Source organism: Cedecea sp. Ae19-4 (assembly GCF_059801165.1).
Window position 1 is genome coordinate 23462 of sequence record NZ_JBCHWG010000005.1, and the last position, 16978, is coordinate 40439.

21 protein-coding genes are annotated in these 16978 nt (G+C 54.8%); 20 read left to right on the forward strand and 1 reads right to left on the reverse strand.

Annotated features, from left to right (window positions below):
- Positions 1–224: 224 nt before the first annotated feature.
- Positions 225–647, forward strand: coding sequence for a conjugation system SOS inhibitor PsiB (gene psiB / locus AAIE02_RS22835; protein ID WP_498533315.1), 423 nt, complete (start codon positions 225–227; stop codon positions 645–647).
- A gap of 500 nt (positions 648–1147) precedes the next feature.
- Here the strand turns inward: psiB and AAIE02_RS22840 are convergent, their stop codons facing one another.
- The gene (locus AAIE02_RS22840; RefSeq protein WP_498533316.1) at positions 1148–1624 is read right to left on the reverse strand and encodes a transglycosylase SLT domain-containing protein; all 477 of its coding nucleotides are present in this window, start codon (positions 1622–1624) and stop codon (positions 1148–1150) included.
- A gap of 431 nt (positions 1625–2055) precedes the next feature.
- Between AAIE02_RS22840 and traM the strand changes: the two genes are divergently transcribed.
- The 19 genes from traM (at position 2056) to traF (ending at position 16963) form a co-directional block, all read left to right on the forward strand.
- A complete protein-coding gene (traM, locus tag AAIE02_RS22845) occupies positions 2056–2448 on the forward strand; it encodes a conjugal transfer relaxosome DNA-binding protein TraM (RefSeq protein ID WP_498533317.1) in 393 nt (130 codons plus the stop codon).
- 188 nt (positions 2449–2636) lie between these two features.
- A complete protein-coding gene (locus AAIE02_RS22850) occupies positions 2637–3326 on the forward strand; it encodes a PAS fold family protein (RefSeq protein WP_498533318.1) in 690 nt (229 codons plus the stop codon).
- A gap of 86 nt (positions 3327–3412) precedes the next feature.
- Positions 3413–3637 (forward strand): TraY domain-containing protein, encoded by a 225-nt coding sequence (locus AAIE02_RS22855; protein WP_498533319.1) that lies wholly within the window; start codon positions 3413–3415, stop codon positions 3635–3637.
- Positions 3638–3694: 57 nt separating this feature from the next.
- Positions 3695–4045, forward strand: coding sequence for a type IV conjugative transfer system pilin TraA (gene traA / locus AAIE02_RS22860; RefSeq protein ID WP_498533320.1), 351 nt, complete (start codon positions 3695–3697; stop codon positions 4043–4045).
- Between the two features lie 146 nt (positions 4046–4191).
- Positions 4192–4497: a type IV conjugative transfer system protein TraL gene (traL, locus tag AAIE02_RS22865; protein ID WP_498533321.1), complete on the forward strand. Its 306-nt coding sequence runs from the start codon at positions 4192–4194 to the stop codon at positions 4495–4497.
- A 14-nt stretch (positions 4498–4511) separates the two neighbouring features.
- Entirely contained in the window at positions 4512–5078 is a 567-nt protein-coding gene (traE, locus tag AAIE02_RS22870) for a type IV conjugative transfer system protein TraE (protein ID WP_498533322.1), read from the forward strand.
- Positions 5065–5808, forward strand: a complete 744-nt coding sequence (gene traK, locus AAIE02_RS22875; RefSeq protein WP_498533323.1) for a type-F conjugative transfer system secretin TraK — start codon at positions 5065–5067, stop codon at positions 5806–5808. The genes traE and traK overlap by 14 nt, the downstream gene beginning before the upstream one ends.
- Complete coding sequence (traB, locus tag AAIE02_RS22880; RefSeq protein WP_498533324.1) at positions 5795–7189, forward strand: F-type conjugal transfer pilus assembly protein TraB; 1395 nt, start codon at positions 5795–5797, stop codon at positions 7187–7189. The genes traK and traB overlap by 14 nt, the downstream gene beginning before the upstream one ends.
- A 32-nt stretch (positions 7190–7221) precedes the next feature.
- Positions 7222–7749, forward strand: coding sequence for a type IV conjugative transfer system lipoprotein TraV (gene traV / locus AAIE02_RS22885; RefSeq protein ID WP_498533346.1), 528 nt, complete (start codon positions 7222–7224; stop codon positions 7747–7749).
- 119 nt (positions 7750–7868) lie between these two features.
- Positions 7869–8093 carry a TraR/DksA C4-type zinc finger protein gene (locus AAIE02_RS22890; RefSeq protein ID WP_498533325.1) on the forward strand — a complete coding sequence of 75 codons (225 nt, stop codon included), beginning with the start codon at positions 7869–7871 and terminating at the stop codon, positions 8091–8093.
- A 178-nt stretch (positions 8094–8271) separates the two neighbouring features.
- Positions 8272–8502 carry a hypothetical protein gene (locus AAIE02_RS22895; RefSeq protein WP_498533326.1) on the forward strand — a complete coding sequence of 77 codons (231 nt, stop codon included), beginning with the start codon at positions 8272–8274 and terminating at the stop codon, positions 8500–8502.
- Entirely contained in the window at positions 8495–9010 is a 516-nt protein-coding gene (locus tag AAIE02_RS22900) for a conjugal transfer protein TraP (protein WP_498533347.1), read from the forward strand. The genes AAIE02_RS22895 and AAIE02_RS22900 overlap by 8 nt, the downstream gene beginning before the upstream one ends.
- Positions 9011–9088: 78 nt before the next feature.
- A complete protein-coding gene (gene traC, locus AAIE02_RS22905) occupies positions 9089–11719 on the forward strand; it encodes a type IV secretion system protein TraC (RefSeq protein ID WP_498533327.1) in 2631 nt (876 codons plus the stop codon).
- The gene (gene trbI / locus AAIE02_RS22910; RefSeq protein ID WP_498533328.1) at positions 11716–12063 is read left to right on the forward strand and encodes a type-F conjugative transfer system protein TrbI; all 348 of its coding nucleotides are present in this window, start codon (positions 11716–11718) and stop codon (positions 12061–12063) included. Before traC ends, trbI begins: the two co-directional genes overlap by 4 nt.
- Positions 12063–12710: a type-F conjugative transfer system protein TraW gene (gene traW / locus AAIE02_RS22915; RefSeq protein ID WP_498533329.1), complete on the forward strand. Its 648-nt coding sequence runs from the start codon at positions 12063–12065 to the stop codon at positions 12708–12710. The genes trbI and traW overlap by 1 nt, the downstream gene beginning before the upstream one ends.
- Complete coding sequence (gene traU, locus AAIE02_RS22920) at positions 12707–13702, forward strand: conjugal transfer pilus assembly protein TraU (protein WP_498533330.1); 996 nt, start codon at positions 12707–12709, stop codon at positions 13700–13702. Before traW ends, traU begins: the two co-directional genes overlap by 4 nt.
- A gap of 16 nt (positions 13703–13718) precedes the next feature.
- Positions 13719–14348, forward strand: coding sequence for a type-F conjugative transfer system pilin assembly protein TrbC (gene trbC / locus AAIE02_RS22925; RefSeq protein WP_498533331.1), 630 nt, complete (start codon positions 13719–13721; stop codon positions 14346–14348).
- Positions 14345–16198 carry a type-F conjugative transfer system mating-pair stabilization protein TraN gene (gene traN, locus AAIE02_RS22930; RefSeq protein ID WP_498533332.1) on the forward strand — a complete coding sequence of 618 codons (1854 nt, stop codon included), beginning with the start codon at positions 14345–14347 and terminating at the stop codon, positions 16196–16198. The genes trbC and traN overlap by 4 nt, the downstream gene beginning before the upstream one ends.
- 21 nt (positions 16199–16219) lie before the next feature.
- The gene (gene traF / locus AAIE02_RS22935; RefSeq protein ID WP_498533348.1) at positions 16220–16963 is read left to right on the forward strand and encodes a type-F conjugative transfer system pilin assembly protein TraF; all 744 of its coding nucleotides are present in this window, start codon (positions 16220–16222) and stop codon (positions 16961–16963) included.
- Positions 16964–16978 lie beyond the last annotated feature (15 nt).

Here is a 16978-nt window from a genome sequence, read left to right on the forward strand (position 1 = left end):
GCAGGAGAGTAAAAAGAGCGGTGCCCTCTGCGTTCTGGATAATATTTGTAACACGGGTGAATTTATTGTAAAACCACGATGAACACAGGGTGCTCAGGTTCTGAACATTATTGCCTTAATTCGGGGTGTATTGTCGGTCTTTAATCTTCCTTGAGGTTGTATATTGAATGCCATTCGCCCGGTATTCATCCTGTATAAACGGAAAACTTAATGGAGAATGAATAATGGAAAATTACACATCACAGCACCTTTCTGGTATGACCCCCGAAGAATTTGTCGTGTGCCGTGAGGCCGGGCATGAAGACAGAAGAAACCTGACCCATGATGTTATGCGTTCCCTGGCATTACCTGATGCATGGGATGTAAACGGTGAATATCGCAATGAGTTCGGCGGGCTGTTTCCGGTTCAGTTGAGGTTTTACCCGTTAAACCATCATTTTTATATTGCACTTTGCAGTCCGGGAGAGTTCAGCGAGGACTGGATGATGGTATTGATGACCCCCGATGGTCTTTCCATGACGACCATAAATACACACTCAGCTTTCAACCCAGTGTTAATTAACAGCGTACTGAGCCTTGCTGCAAATCTGGAAAGAGAGGGATATACATACGCTCATATCAGGAATGCACTTCTGGCATTAGGGTAAGAAAAAGTTTGTATGGCCTGGCCTGTTAAGTTATGTACACATTCGGGAAAAAACATCGCAGGGGAAAGCGGAAGCGTTTATTTAAGTCAATGCATTCTGGTCGCTAATAATACCTTCCGCGAACCCTGATACACATGCCCCGTAGTAAGCGCTGGTTACTATTCTGTTTCATTCACCAGAAATATTATCTTTGGGATGTCTTTGGTTTTCTGACCAGCTAGTTAATTTTCCAGTATTACGCAAAGATGTGAGTCAGACCCGAGATGTGGAGGGGGAGAGTATCACTTTTGTCGACAGTCAAGGTTTTAATTTAAGTTATAGCAGTGGGGTTGGGTGTTGAGATACAAAGTAGAGTAAGTTAATCAGTTCAGTTATCACTGCGCACTGGCTGAATAAAAAACTGAGAATAAACCACGGAACTAAGTTGCAGTTGCTGTTCCGTTCCACGAAAAAGACGAGATAGGGATTATTAAAGGCAGACTTCACCAGGAGGTCTGCCTTTATTTTTTTGATTCAGCAGAGGCAATGTTCTTGCTGTGCTTAATCGCATGATATGTGGATGCTATCCGGCTTGCGTACTGGTATCTCCTTAATGCCTGTTTTTCGGATTTACGAAATCCTGCATTATACGCACCGACAGATTGCCAGCTTACTCCCCACCTGTTAAATGCTTGTGCAAGGAAATAAGCCCCCGTATAAATATTCATGCATGCATCACCAAGAAGGTGTTGTTTTGTGATCCCCACACTGCTGAGACTTGTAAAGTGTTGGGAGTTGATTTGCATCACGCCTACATCAATGCTCTTGTCTGTATTCCTGCCTATTGCCGTAGTAACAAAGCGAGATTCATTCCAGGCGATAGCCCGGAGAAGATCAGGATCTATTGCATAATCTCTGCCTGCTAAATCAAAGCAGTCAGCAGCGTAAAGCGAACCAGAAAATAAAAACGGTAAAACTGTGACAGATATCCTTTTCATTCCTTCCCTCCGGGCACTATGCCGGAAATACGTTAACCTATCCCTGGTTAATACTCAAATTATATGCACTCATCACTCCAAAAATCACCACACCCCACGCAAAATTAAAATTTTGCTGATTGGCTCTTTAAATCATGCAGTTAGAGAAAAAGTAATGTGAAATAATTTATTTTAATGTGTGTAAACGACTCGGTAGTGAGTTTTATTCGACTCGGTAAAAACTCTGCTCAGAGTCATTTGTGACTATTTTTAATAAATCCATTGAGTTATGACTACGGCGGGTCTATATTCGAGTCGTGAATTTTTACAGTGTGTGTCGGCATGCAAGTCGTCTTTTTTCTGGCAGCGAGTCTGTGCCGAGTCGTGTATTTTTAGCTTTTCAAAATATTCTGTTGTACAGAAGTTTTGGAAATATAAATAAGGAGAAAATTATGGCCAGAGTTCAGGTCTATGTAAGCGATGAAGTTTCAGAGAAAATAAGAGTAATCGCTGAAAAACGTCGCGCTGAAGGAGCGAGAGATAAAGATGTAAGTTTTTCGAGCATTGCATCAATGCTGGTCGAACTTGGTCTTCGGGTCTATGAAGCGCAAATGGAAAGAAAAGAGTCATCCTTTAATCAGTCGCTCTATAATAAAACTATCCTTGAAAATGTAATTAAAACTCAATTTATCGTCAGCAAGCTGCTGGCGATGGAGTCGCTGAGTCCACATCTCGCAGGAAATGAAAAATTTGATTTCAGGGATATGGTTACGTGTATACGTGAAGATGTGCAACAGATTGTTGAAAAATTCTTCCCACAGGAGGAAGAGTCTCAAGATAATTAGCTGAAAATGTTTTATAAATAATATTTAGAACTGCTGTTTTTGAGTGACTTTGTCGTCAGCAATTGATATATTTTATGCAGACATAAGTAAAATTTGATGCCCGCCATTCAATTTGGCGGGTCGCCGGTACACCGGGCTAGACCCCCGGGTGTACCGACTATACACAGAAACCTTCAGAGGAGGCTTCAATGCACCCGCGCGATCCTAGAGATCTCTCCGAACCAAGTCAATCATTAGATGATACTGTGAAGCGTTTTGATGCGCTTTATAAGTGCTCGCCTTTGCCTTTTTGCATTCGGAATCAATCCAGAAACCCAATATATAAAAATGATGCATATTTAGATTTCTTTCACCCATTATCAAAGTGTTTTTCAGGTGTCAGTTTTGATCCTGATGAAGTTGAGCTTGATTTGTCGATAATTGAGTTGGAGGCCTTTGTTATGGGGCCAGATACAGCTATTTGTAGAACTTTTAATTTGAATGGTGAGTTTTATCAGCTACGTGTCGAAATTCGTATGGTAAATAAAGAATTATATGCTTTCTGGTTTATTAATTTCTTCCCGGATTATCAAGCTTTATTCAATACCTCGAATAGGATAAAAAATGATGAGTTTGATTTTGATATTTTCCTTTCGGGGTTGACAAATAAGAAAATGATTACGTTGTGTTTTTCAATTCTTGGTTTTCAGCTTCATACGATGGCGCAATATTTAGGTGTCTCTGAAAAAGCAATTTCAAGCAGACTTTCTAGTGTGAAGAATGAGCTTGCGAAATATTTTACTGATTTTGATGACTTCAGATTCTACTGCATGAGAATGGACGTATACAGAAAGGTGAGAATGGTTGTCCTTAAAATTTTGAATGTTAAATTTATGTAAGAAATGTAGTGGAATTTTTCGCGTATTGAATAAATTGTATTCAATGTGTCACTATCCTGACGCAGGAATATGTTGAGAGGGAAAACATGATTAGACGTCACAGGCTTCGTGGCCCAACGGTAACTATGTCGATCTACCTTGACCCACAAACCGATCTTCTTATTTTGAAGGCGAAGGACAGAAGTGGTCGTTCTAAATCAGCTGAAGCGCTGATTCGGCTACGTGACCACCTGGAAAAATTCCCTGATTTTTACAACTCTGAAATGGCGGAGGTGATCCCAAATAATATTGATTTAAAGTCACAAAGCTAATAATTAGGAATTTTACTTTTAACAAATTTATCTGGTCTAGTTCAAGGATTAATGAAAATGACTGATGTATCAATTATCGAAACAGTACCTACTGATAAATCTAGAAAGAAATTCAACAAGGTCTCCTTGCTGAAAGCACTCAAATTCGCCCTGCCTGCGGCAACGCTTGCGGCATTTTTCCCTGAAACCGTGCTGGCTGCAGGGGCGGGGAAAGATCTGATGTCCAGCGGCGATGCGACAGTCAAGGGAACCTTTGGTAAAGATTCCAGCGTGGTTAAGTGGGTTATTCTGGCCGAAGTCCTGGTCGGGGCAGTGATGTATATGACCACCAAGAACCTTAAGTTCCTGGCAGGCTTTGCCATCCTGTCTGTATTCGTCACGGTAGGGATGTCTGTCGCGGGATACTGATATTTCCCCATGCAGAACTAACCCTCTCCCGAATATTACATTCAGTCTGTTTAAGAATGCTCTATATGAGCGTTCACGGGAGAGCTTTGCCTGAAACCCGGCTGGCAGATATTTCCTTTCTGCCAGTTATTCCAGAGAAACACATTATGGCAGATGAATCCCTCAAGAAATACCGCTTCCCCGAAACCCTGACGAACCAGAGTCGCTGGTTTGGTTTACCTGTCGATGAGCTTATTCCGGCGATTGTCTGCCTGGGGTGGGGGTTCTGGACTCAGCATTATATCCCGGGAATTGTCGCCGCCGTACTGGCCTATCTGGGAATTAAAAAACTGAAAAAAGGGCGGGGCAGTTCATGGCTGCGGGATCTGGTCTACTGGTATATGCCGACCTCACTGCTGAGGGGTATTTTCCACGATGTCCCCGACTCCTGCTACCGCCAGTGGATTAAATAGACGGGAATACGCAGATGGAACATGGAGCACGCTTAAGTACCCAACGGGTTATCGCCATCGGCTTTATTGCCATGAGCGTACTTATTCTTGGCAGTATCACCACCAACGTTATTCAGGCGGTTAATAACTACCGGCTCCAGAATGAACAGAAAGCCATTGTCACGCCGATGCTCTTTAATGCGCCGTTTGCCGTGTCGCAGAATCAGGCGGATGCCTCCTACCTGCAGCAGATGGCCCTGTCCCTTATCGCTCTTCGCCTGAATGTCACGCCTGAGACCGTCGATGCCTCGCACGAACAGCTGCTGGCCTATGTCAAACCGGCTGCGCAGAACGCGCTGAAAATCAGGCTGGCCGAAGATGCCAGACGTATCAAAGACAACAACGTTAACTCGTCTTTCTATATGACCAGCGTGAAGGTTTATCCGGCCAGCAGTCGGGTCGACGTGCGCGGCCAGCTGAAGACCTGGATTGGCGACTCGAAACCCTATCCCGAGCTGAAGCAGTACGTCATGACATTCGAGCGCCAGGACGGCATCAGCTGGCTGAATCACTTCGGAGAAATCACCGATGAAAATAAATAGTCGCCGGGCGCTGACGGCGCTGCTGATGCTCGCCTCTGGCCAGACTGTCGCGGCTCCTGCTGCGCTTTCTGCGACCCTTGTCCCGCTGGCAAATGGCGGACAGGCCAGCATCGCGGTCAGCAACACCGACCCGAACCTCTTTACGGTCGCAGGTGACCGTGTGACGGCGCTGACAAGCCTTGACGGCGAACTGACCCGTCAGGAGCAGACGGCAAGCGGCGGGGTGATTGTCAGCACCCTCAACAAAAAGCCCTTCACCTTCATTCTTGAAACGGAACGCGGCCTGAACTTCTCGGTACAGGCCGTTCCCCGTGCAGGCGTGGGGCGTACCATCCGGCTGGTCAGCGAGCTGTCGGGCACGGGCGAAGCGGCGCGCACGTGGGAAGAGTCCTCTCCCTACGAAGCCACACTGGTGTCCCTGAGTCAGCATCTTCTGGGCGGGCAGCTGCCATCAGGCTGGCAGGCCATGCCAGTGACGAGCGAGTCCCTGTCTGCCCCTGCAGGGCTGACGGCCCGCCCGGAGCGGGTCTGGGTGGGTAATCACCTGAAGGTGGTGCGATTTCGCGTCACCAACGATACCGGCACGGCGCGAAATATCGCGGAAAGTGACTTCTGGCAGCCCGGTATTCGTGGGGTGCTGTTTGGTGAGCCTTCGCGCCAGCTGATGGCGGGTGGTGCCCTGCAGGTCTTCATTATCAGCAGCGGAGGTGCGGCTGATGGCCAGCATTAATTCAGTGGTGAAGCGCAAACAGTTTATCTGGCTGGGAATTGTGCTGGCGACCGTGGGCGTCGTGGGCGGCGGTGGCTGGTATCTGGCCGATGCCCGCTATGAGGGGAGCGGTGACGCGGCCACCTCCGGCGAGCCTGCACCTGATATGACGGGGGTGGTGGACAGCACCTTTGACCAGAAGGTGCAGCAGCATGCCACCACGGAGATGCAGGCCACTGCGTCAGAAATGCAAAAGCAGTACGCCGAAATGCGCCGCGAGCTTGAACTGCTCAGCAAAGGGCAGGCCGGGTACCAGAACCAGATAGACAAACTCAGCCAGGACAACGCGGCCCTGACGGCGCAGGTCAGTGCGCTCGGCGCAAAGCCCGTCACCGCCTCGGGAGAGCCTGCGCCGCGACCGCCGTCTCCGGCTCCCGGGCCGGAAGGGGAGCCTCAGCCCGCCGGCTTCCCGCCGCAGACGGGAAGCGTCCCTCCGCCCACAGCGTTCTATCCGGGTAACGGCGTCACGCCGCCGCCGCAGGTGCAGTACCACGCCATCCCTGTACCTAATCAGCTGCGCCGTCAGTCCTTTTCACGCGATGACGGGAAGAAAGGCCCGTCCCTGCCGTACATCCCGTCGGGCAGCTTCGCCAAATCGATGCTGATTGAGGGGGCTGACGCCAACGCCTCTGTAACCGGCAATGAGTCGACGGTGCCGATGCAGCTGCGCATCACCGGGCATGTCGAGATGCCCAACAGCAAGAACTACGACCTCACCGGCTGTTTTATCGGTCTTGAAGCCTGGGGAGACGTCTCCAGCGAACGCGCCATTGTCCGCACCCGCAACATCAGCTGCCTGAAGCACGGCGTCACTATCGACCAGCCCATCGCCGGACACGTGAGCTTTATGGGCAAGAACGGCATCAAGGGGGAGGTGGTGATGCGTAACGGCAAAATCCTCGGCTGGGCATGGGGTGCAGGATTTGTCGACGGTATCGGACAGGGGGTGCAGAGCGCATCTCAGCCATCCGTTGGTCTTGGCGCCACGGCGACCCTGGGCGCAGGCGATGTGATGAAAATGGGGATGGGCGGCGGAGCGTCAAAAGCCGCCCAGACCCTCAGCGATTACTACATCAAACGCGCAGAGCAGTATCACCCCGTCATTCCGATTGGTGCGGGCAACGAAGTGACCGTGGTCTTTCAGGACGGTTTCCAGCTGAAAACCATCGAAGAGCTGGCGCATGAGAATGACAGGCGTAAGGCGGAGGGCGAGGAGCGCAGCCCGGTTCCGCCGCCGTCCGTGCCGCAGGGCGGCATGAACGGCTTTAACACCGACCAGATGCTCAACCAGCTGGGCAAGCTGAACCAGAGTCAGTTTATGCCCAAACCCGACGCACAGTAACCCACGTAAAGGAACAGCGAATGAACAAGATAATGCCCATTACGCTCGCACTTGCAGGCCTCCTGACGCTGTCGGGATGTGCCGGGACGGCGAGTGATTTTGAGTGTAACGCGACCACCTCTGACACCTGTTTGACCATTGAGCAGGCCAATGAGAAAGCCAAACGTCTGGAGGAAACCAGCGCGGTAAAGCCGGGTGCGGCGTCGCTGCCACGCCTGGCTGAGGGCCATTTCCGGACCACCTCCGCGCAGTCCCTGACCCCACCGGCTGCTCCCGCAACAACGACGGCCTCACGGAACACCCCGCTGACGGGCACACAACCGGCGTTACGTCAGGCCGCGCATCCGACAGGCGAGCGACGCGTGACGTCTCCTTCGGCGGTTCTTTCCCCGCAACCGACGCGGGAAATGATTGTTGATCCGAGGCCGCTGCGCGTCGGTGAAAAGACGGCCGGGCTGTGGATCGCGCCCTATATCGATACGCAGGACGTTTATCACCAGCCGACGCGGGTGTTTTTTGTGGTTAAACCCTCAGCGTGGGGCACTCCGCGCGTTAACTGAGTCCTGGGCCGCCACCGTGTGTGGCACCCATTTTTACAACCTGTCGTTATCACGCGTGCCCTGAAACGTGAAAAGGGATGGGCGGTAGCGTGTCCGGACAGAGTGAGCAGGGAGCGTCAATGGCAGATGAACTCGATCTCCTGCAGGAGCAGGACGAATTACTGAACCAGCTGCATATTCAGGCCGCCCGGCAGCAGTGCTGCCGGCAGGGAGTGAGCCTTACCCGGTGTGAGTGCTGCGGTAATGCCATACCTGTCAGGCGGCAGCAGGCTATACCGGGCGTGCGGACCTGCACAGAGTGCCAGCGGGTTCTGGAAATCCGGCAAAAACAGTTTGTGAGGTGAGCGATGCGTAAAGCAATCACTGAGCAGGGCAATTTTATAGTCCTGGGCAGCACGGGAAGCGGTAAGACAGTTTTCTGCGCTCAGAGGGTACAGGTGTTTCTGTCAGAACCGCATTCAGACAGCGGGCACGGCGTACCAGCAAACACTCAGAATAATGACAATGATTCAGGAGAGCACCATGACAGGCAGGGGTAACGGCGGTATGGAGAACATTAAGCAACGCAACATCGCCGGCAGCAGTTTTGCTGATGGCCGCGTCAGCGAACCGGACAGAACGGATGTTATTTTCCTGGCGTACACGGATGTCAGCGCGCTAAGGGGGGAAGGAGAGAGGCTGGCGGAAAGCATACTGAGTAACTGCAGCGTCAGGCTGACACTGCACGCAGGAGGTAACGGGCATGATGCTTAAATTCTTTTCTGTCTCACTGTACGTGCTCAGGTGGCTCGGATGGTTGCTGACATATTCGGTTGTATGGCCTGCCGCCACGCTGATGCTGCTGGCCGTCATGCTGTTCCGGATGGAGCACATGACCCCGGGCGAAGCGCTGGCGCAGGAAATTGCGAGCGTCACCCACAACGTCAGTCCCGGCGAGTTTCGCATTTCTGCCTGCCGGGATACGGCCTCATCCGTCGATAAACCGGATGTGGTGTGTCGCGACCTGGAAAGCCGTGTCACTGGCGCAGAGGGATATGCCGCGCATATTAACGGTTCACTCAAGGTAGTGACGGAGTTTTGGGTCTTGATGGCGTTCGTGTTCTCAGGGCTGGCGCTGGTTACTGGATGTCGTCCGTATTTCTGCGACTACGATCAGAGCCGTTCGGCGCTCTGTCGCTATGGCATGCCCGTCAGTCGTGCCCTGTCCGGGGCAGTTGAGGACAAAAAAAATGACAGTAAACGGGAGAGGGAGCATGACTGAGGCGACAGTGCCGGAAAACCGCTGTTCATCCTCCCGGCCGCAACGTTTTTACATTCTAAATATGACTAAGGTGCCTGTGTGAATAATCCTCTTGAGGCTGTTACCCGAACGGTCAACTCACTGGTCACGGCGCTGAAGATGCCGGATGCGTCTTCCGAGGCGAATGATGTTCTCGGACAGATGAACTTCCCGCAGTTCAGCCGCGTGCTGCCGTACCGTGATTACGATGCGGAAACGGGCCTGTTTATGAACGAAAAGACGATGGGCTTTATGCTGGAAGCGCAGCCCATCAACGGGGCGAATGAAACGATAGTCGCCTCACTTGAAAACCTGATGCGCACCAAGCTGCCCCGTGAAGTGCCGGTGGCCATTCATCTGGTGTCCAGCCACCTGGTGGGGCAGGACATTGAGTATGGTCTGCGGGAGCTTTCATGGACGGGCGAAGAGGCCGATAAGTTCAACGCCATTACCCGCGCCTACTATCTCAGGGCTGCAGAGCAGGGCTTCCCGCTGCCCGATCACCTCAATCTGCCGCTGACGCTGCGAAACTACCGGGTGTACATCTCCTGCTGTATCCCCCGCAAGCGCGGGAGTAAGGCAAGCGTCATGGAGATGGAAAATCAGGTCAAAATCATCCGTGCCTCCCTGCAGGGGGCGCAGATAACCACGCGCAGCGTCGATGCGGATGCTTTTATCCGCATTAGCGGCGAGATGATCAACCATAACCCGGACGCGATGTACCCGACCGTGCGCGAGCTGGACCCGCTCAAGGATTTGAATTACCAGTGCGTGGATGATGCCTTCGACCTGAAAGTGAAAGCGGATTACATGACCCTGGGGCTGCGGGATAACGGCAAAAACAGCAGCGCCCGCATCATGAATTTTCAGCTGACCAAAAACCCAGAAATGGCGTTTCTGTGGAACATGCCCGACAACTACAGCAACCTGCTGAACCCGGAGCTGTCCATCTCAAGCCCGTTTATCCTGACGCTGGTTCTGTCGGTGGAAGACCAGGTGAAGTCGCAGAACGAGGCCAACCTGAAGTTTATGGATCTCGAAAAGAAGTCCAAAACCAGCTATGGCAAGTTCTTTCCCGGGGTCGGTCAGGAGGCGAAAGAGTGGGGTGACCTGCGCCAGCGTCTCGCCTCCGGGCAGTCCTCACTGGTGAGCTATTTCCTGAACATCAGCGTGTTCTGCCGTGATGACCAGGAGGTGGCGCTGAAGGTCGAGCAGGATGTGCTCAACAGCTTTCGTAAAAATGGCTTCGAGCTGATTTCCCCGCGCTTTAATCAGATGCGCAACTTTCTCGTCAACCTGCCCTTCACCGCAGGTGGTGGGCTGTTTAAACAGCTGAAAGCCTCCGGCGTGGTGCAGCGGGCGGAGAGTTTCAACGTCGCCAATCTGCTGCCGGTTGTCGCGGACTGCCCGCTGTCGTCCTCCGGCCTGCTGGCGCCGACCTACCGTAACCAGCTGGCCTTTATTGACCTGTTCAGCCGCGGCATGGGCAACACCAACTTTAATATGGCGGTGTGCGGCACCTCGGGCGCAGGCAAAACGGGCCTGATTCAGCCGCTGATACGCAGCGTTATCGACTCCGGCGGTTTCGCGGTCGTGTTCGACATGGGGGATGGCTATAAGTCCCTGTGCGAGAACATGGGCGGCGTGTATCTGGACGGTGAAACGCTCAAGTTCAATCCGTTCGCCAATATCACCGACGATAACATCGACGAAATGGCCGAACGTCTGCGCGACCAGATCTCGGTGATGGCGAGCCCCAACGGCAACCTCGACGAGGTCCATGAGGGGCTGCTGCTCAAAGCGGTCAAGGCCACCTGGCTTGCGAAGAAAAACCAGGCGCGTATCGACGACGTCGTGGAGTATCTGGTGATGTCCCGCGACAGTGAGGAGTACAACGGCTCCCCGACCATCCGAAGTCGCCTCGATGAAATGGTGGTGCTGCTGACCCAGTACACCCGCAACGGCGTCTACGGCAGTTACTTCAACTCGGACGAACCGTCGCTGAAGGATGAGGCGCGGATGGTGGTGCTGGAGCTGGGCGGTCTGGAGGACCGGCCTTCGCTTCTGGTGGCGGTGATGTTCTCGCTCATTCTCTACATTGAAAACCGCATGTACCGTACGCCGCGCAGCCTGAAGAAGCTCAACGTGATTGATGAGGGCTGGCGCCTGCTGGACTTTAAGAACAACAAGGTCGGAGCGTTTATCGAGAAGGGCTACCGTACCGCCCGCCGCCATACGGGGTCGTACATCACCATCACGCAGAACATTGTCGACTTCGACTCGGAAACGGCCTCCAGCGCCGCCCGTGCCGCATGGGGCAACTCGTCCTACAAAATTATCCTCAAGCAGTCGGCCAAGGAGTTCGCCAAGTACAACCAGCTGTATCCGGACCAGTACCCACAGCTGCAGCGCGACATGATAGCCCGGTTTGGCAGCGCGAAAGAGCAGTGGTTCAGCAGCTTTATGCTCTCGGTAGAGCACCTGACGTCCTGGCATCGACTGTTCGTCGACCCGCTGAGCCGGGCCATGTACTCCTCGGACGGGCCAGATTTTGAGTTTCTGCAGCAGCGGCGCCGGGAGGGGTTAACCATCCACGAAGCCGTCTGGGAGCTTGCCTGGAAGAAGTCCGGGCCGGAAATGGCCTCGCTTGAGCGCTGGCTTCAGGAGCATGAAGGGAGAACGGTCTCATGAAAAAACACACGCTCATCACCGCCGCGCTGATTGCCGGCACGCTGGTCGCCAGCGCAGGCGTCAGCTGGCTCACCTGCTGGCTGACCCGCCCTGTGGTTGTGGCCTTCAACATGAAATCCACGGTGGATGCCTTCTTTGACAGTGCCGGGCGGCGGTCGCTCGACGAGGTGCAGACAAAAGCGCTGTCAGACCGGTTTAACGTGTCGCTGGAAGCCAGCCTGCAGGACTGGCAGGTGCGCCACCGCGCCCTCATCCTGGTGGCGCCTGCCGTGGTGCAGGGCGCGCCGGATATCACGCGTGAAATCCAGACTGACGTGGCCCGCCGGATGAAGGAGGGGGCGTGATGCGCGCCCTTGCCCTGGGCCTGACGCTGCTGACCGGCAGCGTGACGGCCGCTGACCTGGGGACCTGGGGCGACCTCTGGCCGGTTGATGAACCGGATATGCTGACCGTTATCGAAAACCGGCTGCAGGCGCTGGCGCAGTCGGGCGAGATGGACAAAAAGATGGCGGAGTTCAAAGCGCGCGTGGTGCGCAACAGCCAGCGCCCGCCGGCCGTTGAGGGAATATCCCGCGCGGAGCGCTATGAGCGTCGCTGGTTCGATCCGAGCGTGCGGGTGGACAAGACGCTGGCGGACGACAAAGGCAACGTCTTTGCCCGGGCGGGGCAGGTTTTTAATCCGCTGGACGTGGTGCCTTTTAACCAGACCCTGTTGTTTATCGACGGAGATGATGCTGACCAGCTGGCATGGGTACGCCGCCAGAAGCCGGCCACGCTGATAACCCGCATTATTCTGGTACGCGGTGACATCCCACAGACGTCAGCGGCACTCGACAGCCGGATCTTCTTCGACCAGAACGGGGCGATGACCGCCCGCTTCGGGATAAGTCAGGTGCCGGCGCGGGTGACGGCGGCACCCAGCGGACAGCGTCTGCAAGTGGAGTTTATCCCGCCTGAGATGGCGCAGTATGACAGCGGGGAGGCAAAGTGAAGGCAATTTTTATCTCATTTTTCGGCCTGTTTTTGTGGGGCATGAGCCAGACCGCGATGGCCGCTGACGTGGCCTGTGAGGGCCGGTTTGTTAATCCGATCACCGATATCTGCTGGCGCTGCATGTTCCCCCTGTCGCTCGGCAGCACAAAAGTCACGGGCGGGGATTTACCGGACACGTCCAATCCCGGTAGCCCGATACAGTTTTGTCCAATGCCACCGCCGATTTTTCAGCGTATCGGTCTGGCCATCGGGTACTGGGAACCGATGGCCATGACGGATGTGACCCGCAACCCGGGCTGTATGGTGAACCTCGGGGGATTCAGCATTAATCTCGGCAAGATGGGGATGGGGACTGCAAAAAAGGACGACAAGCAGGTGAACGGCGCGTTCTACCATGTGCACTGGTACAAGTACCCGCTGACATACTGGCTTAATATCATCACCTCCCTCGGCTGCCTGCAGGGCGGAGACCTGGATATCGGGTATCTCTCGGAGATAGACCCGACCTGGGGGGACAGCGCCCTGACATCCATCCTGAATCCTGAGGCCGTTATCTTTGCCAACCCCATCGCTCAGGGGGCGTGCGCTGCCGACGCGATAGCCAGTGCGGTTCATAAACCGCTTGATCCGCTGTTCTGGTGCGCAGGCTCGCAGGGCTCGATGTACCCCTTCAATGGCTGGGTGAGCAACGAGTCCAGCCCCCTGCAGTCTTCGGTGCTGGTCAGCGAGCGCATGGCGTTCAAACTGCACCGGCAGGGTCAGATACTGGAGAGCGTGGGGGCGGATCGGGCGGTCTGCTTTGAGTACCCGTCTCCCATTATCCCGAAAGAGCGCTGGCGCTATCAGATGGTGAACATGTACCCGGATGCGGCGCAGTGCCATCCCTTCGGACGCACGGTTATGCGCTGGGAAACGGGCCGTAACCCACCGAACACCCGGAAAAACTACGGCTATGTGCTGTGGCGTAAGCGTAACTGCGTCTTCCTCTGAGAAAAAGGAACCTTCAATGAAAACTTTGTCCGGTCTGACTACGGTCCTGCTGCTGTCAGCCCACTGCTGCACTGCGCTGGCGTCCGGGGCTGATGATGCGAACCGTGAATTTATCCGGCAGCAGGAGTCTTTCAGCCAGCAGTTAAGAAATCAGGACAATGCCCCGCTGCGCGAGATGCTGGAGCAGCAGATACGCCAGAACCCCCTGTCAGACAGCGATGCCCGTTTTATCGGGAACCTTAAACAGCGACAGGATGAGACTCAGCAGGGCAGGCCGACCCACGGTGCCCTGTACTTCGTCTCTTTCTCCATCCCGCAGACAGGGCTTAAACGCATGCTTGGAGAAGCCCGGCGCTACGACATTCCTGCGACCCTGCGTGGCATGGTGAAAAACGACATGGCGACCACTGCAGCTGCTGTGACGGCGCTGGTCAAAGATGGTGTCACCACCGGGGTGTCGATTGACCCCGACCGCTACCGGACATTCGGCATTACCAGCGTGCCGGCCCTGGTCGTCTATTGCGAAGCCGGGCACGACATTATTCGCGGCAACCTGCGCCTGAAGCAGGCGCTTGAAAAGGTGGTGGAGAAAGGCGACTGCCGGGACGAAGCACGTCAGCTGCTGGCGAAAGGAGAGGACAAATGAGCAAAACGTTACTGGTCTGTGTGCTGCTGACCCTGCCGGTTGTTACCTTCAGTCCGGCCACCCTGGCCGATGCGGATGCGCAGTACAGGGCCGGCGCTGACTTTGCGAAACAGGTGAAGGGGCAGGGGGAGAGCAGTCTGAATAACTTCAACCCGGAGGCCAGTATCCCCGGCTATACCGCCACACCGGGGGCGCAAAAATATTATGGCGGCGTTACGTCGACAGGGGATGGCGCTCTGAAAGCGGACGGGACAGCCGGATGGACCAGCAACGAAGCGACAAAGGCGGTGACGGATTCGTTTATCAACAATCCCAAAGAGCCCATTTCTCCTGACGCGCCGTTCATTAAAGCCAGCCAGGATATCCAGTCCCGGGCAGACACCATTATCGGCAAAACGGGGCAGACACACTGTGAGGCGCAGACCGTCAACCGCAGCGAGTTCACGAATTATACCTGCGAACGGGACCTGATGGTGGAGCAGTTCTGTACGCGCAGCGCAACCATCAGCGGGCATTATGAGGACGCCACGGAGATTAAAGAGGTGGTGATACCCTCACAGAATATCTCCTTCGCCTCATCTGCGGCGGGATACACCGGGACGTGGACGGCACCGCTGTCCGGCACGGTAAGCGCAGCGAGCGCCACATGGTCCTGGAACAAGCGCCTTGCGTTTGGCAACCCCAACTGGGTTATGCATGTGACCACTCCGTTCGGCCTGATTGCCATGGAGGAAGAAAGCGGCAGCAGCGGGTTAAGCACCGGCATGCAGCTCACCGCCGGACAGGTGGTGACGTTTTCCATACGCACACGCAACAATCAGCCGACCATCGACTTCATCTGGAAGAGCAGGAATATGCGCTACAGCTTCACCGTCACGCTGCGCATCAGCGTGCCGGCTAAAAAATGGGTGCCGGACGTGGTCTGGAATGAATCCTGCCCGTTCAGCAAGAGCGAAGGCACGCTCAAAAAGACCGAATGTATTGAGCCGGGGAGCACAAAAACGGTGGTGGTGGACGGCGTGTCATACCCGGTCACGCAGGCATGCTGGCAATACAAAGACACGTACATGACCCAGGCGGCGAACAATGGCACCTGTAAGACGTATATGGACAATCCGGCCTGTACGCTTGCGTCACGTGTCTGCGCCTTCAGCGCTGAAGATGGCAGCGGCTGCCTGCATGAATACGCGACGTACTCCTGTGAAACACGGACCGCCGGGCAGGTGATGATTTGCGGCGGCGACACCTTCTGTCTTGACGGGGACTGTGAGCGGGCGCAGCAGGGGAAAAATAACGACTTCGCGCCGGTGGTTTCTGCTCTCGCTGCCCTGGCGGCAGCGGGTAAGGATGTCGCGGCACTCAATGGCGTGGATGTTCGTGCCTTTACCGGCAGTGCGAAGTTCTGCAAGAAGTTCGCGGCGGGTTTCAGCAACTGCTGTCAGGACGGTGGCTGGGGGCAGGACGTGGGGCTGGCCAGCTGCAGCAGCGAGGAGAAAGCGCTGGGCAAGGCCAAAGAAAATAAGCTTACCGTCAGCGTGGGAGAGTTCTGCTCGAAGAAGGTGCTTGGCATCTGTCTTGAGAAAAAGCGCGGGTACTGCCAGTTCGATTCGAAACTTGCCCGGATAGTGCAGCAGCAGGGGCGTAACGGCCAGCTTCACATCGGCTTTGGTAAGGCCAGCAGCCCGGACTGTCGCGGCATCACCCAGACTGAACTGCAGCAGATACAGTTCGACAGGCTCGATTTCACCCCCTTCTATGAAGACCTGCAGCACAACAAGAATATCCCCGACAATAATGCGCTGACTGAACGTATCCGCGAGCAGGTCGCATCTCAGCTGCAGAATAAGTGAGGAGTGGCCATGAACACACGCATGATATATGTCGCCTGTGCAGGGCTGATGCTGATGACAGGCCCGCCGTTGCGCGCGAAGGACGCCGGCTGGCAGTGGTATAACGAATCCCGCAGGCTGCAGTCGGAGGACCCGGGGGCGTCATCCGCCCCGCCCGCAGGCCAGCCCGACATCATGGATAAACTGGCCACGCTGCAGCAGGCCACGAAACGGGCGATGTACGAGGCGATTCTGTATCCGGGAGTGGAAAACTTCACCCGCTACTTCCGGCTGCAGAACTACTGGACTCAGCAGGCCGGGCTGTTCTCGATGAGTGCCAAAAAGGCCATGCTCGAACACCCTGAACTTGATTACAACCTGCAGCACAGCCACTACAACGGCACGGTGCGTAACCAGCTGGCCGCCGACTTTGCCGACCAGCGCCGCGCCATCGAAACCCTGGCTCAGCATTACGGCGTGATGTTCTTCTACCGCGGACAGGACCCGATTGACGGTCAGCTGGTTCAGGTGGTGAAAAACTTCCGCGAGACGTACCACCTCAGCGTCATTCCGGTTTCCGTCGACGGCATCGTCAATCCGCTTTTGCCGGACACCCGGATGGATGGCGGTCAGGCAGGCCGGCTGGGAATCCGCCACTTCCCGGCGCTGATGCTGGCTGACCCGAAAAGCGGCACGGTCAGGCCTGTTTCGTATGGCTTTATCAGCCAGGATGACCTGGCGAAGCAGTTCCTCAACGTTTCCACCGATTTTGCCCCCAACTTCTGATACAGGGAGAGTACG

Excerpts from the sequence above, each read along its gene's own strand:
- AAIE02_RS22855 (WP_498533319.1), top strand. The coding sequence starts at position 3,413 with ATGATTAGACGTCACAGGCTTCGTGGCCCAACGGTAACTATGTCGATC.
- traW (WP_498533329.1), top strand. The coding sequence starts at position 12,063 with ATGCGCGCCCTTGCCCTGGGCCTGACGCTGCTGACCGGCAGCGTGACG.
- AAIE02_RS22840 (WP_498533316.1), bottom strand. The coding sequence starts at position 1,624 with ATGAAAAGGATATCTGTCACAGTTTTACCGTTTTTATTTTCTGGTTCG.
- traF (WP_498533348.1), top strand. The coding sequence starts at position 16,220 with ATGATATATGTCGCCTGTGCAGGGCTGATGCTGATGACAGGCCCGCCG.
- trbC (WP_498533331.1), top strand. The coding sequence starts at position 13,719 with ATGAAAACTTTGTCCGGTCTGACTACGGTCCTGCTGCTGTCAGCCCAC.
- traM (WP_498533317.1), top strand. The coding sequence starts at position 2,056 with ATGGCCAGAGTTCAGGTCTATGTAAGCGATGAAGTTTCAGAGAAAATA.
- psiB (WP_498533315.1), top strand. The coding sequence starts at position 225 with ATGGAAAATTACACATCACAGCACCTTTCTGGTATGACCCCCGAAGAA.
- traA (WP_498533320.1), top strand. The coding sequence starts at position 3,695 with ATGACTGATGTATCAATTATCGAAACAGTACCTACTGATAAATCTAGA.
- traN (WP_498533332.1), top strand. The coding sequence starts at position 14,345 with ATGAGCAAAACGTTACTGGTCTGTGTGCTGCTGACCCTGCCGGTTGTT.
- traK (WP_498533323.1), top strand. The coding sequence starts at position 5,065 with ATGAAAATAAATAGTCGCCGGGCGCTGACGGCGCTGCTGATGCTCGCC.
- AAIE02_RS22890 (WP_498533325.1), top strand. The coding sequence starts at position 7,869 with ATGGCAGATGAACTCGATCTCCTGCAGGAGCAGGACGAATTACTGAAC.
- AAIE02_RS22850 (WP_498533318.1), top strand. The coding sequence starts at position 2,637 with ATGCACCCGCGCGATCCTAGAGATCTCTCCGAACCAAGTCAATCATTA.
- AAIE02_RS22900 (WP_498533347.1), top strand. The coding sequence starts at position 8,495 with ATGCTTAAATTCTTTTCTGTCTCACTGTACGTGCTCAGGTGGCTCGGA.
- traV (WP_498533346.1), top strand. The coding sequence starts at position 7,222 with ATGCCCATTACGCTCGCACTTGCAGGCCTCCTGACGCTGTCGGGATGT.
- traB (WP_498533324.1), top strand. The coding sequence starts at position 5,795 with ATGGCCAGCATTAATTCAGTGGTGAAGCGCAAACAGTTTATCTGGCTG.
- traL (WP_498533321.1), top strand. The coding sequence starts at position 4,192 with ATGGCAGATGAATCCCTCAAGAAATACCGCTTCCCCGAAACCCTGACG.
- AAIE02_RS22895 (WP_498533326.1), top strand. The coding sequence starts at position 8,272 with ATGACAGGCAGGGGTAACGGCGGTATGGAGAACATTAAGCAACGCAAC.
- trbI (WP_498533328.1), top strand. The coding sequence starts at position 11,716 with ATGAAAAAACACACGCTCATCACCGCCGCGCTGATTGCCGGCACGCTG.
- traE (WP_498533322.1), top strand. The coding sequence starts at position 4,512 with ATGGAACATGGAGCACGCTTAAGTACCCAACGGGTTATCGCCATCGGC.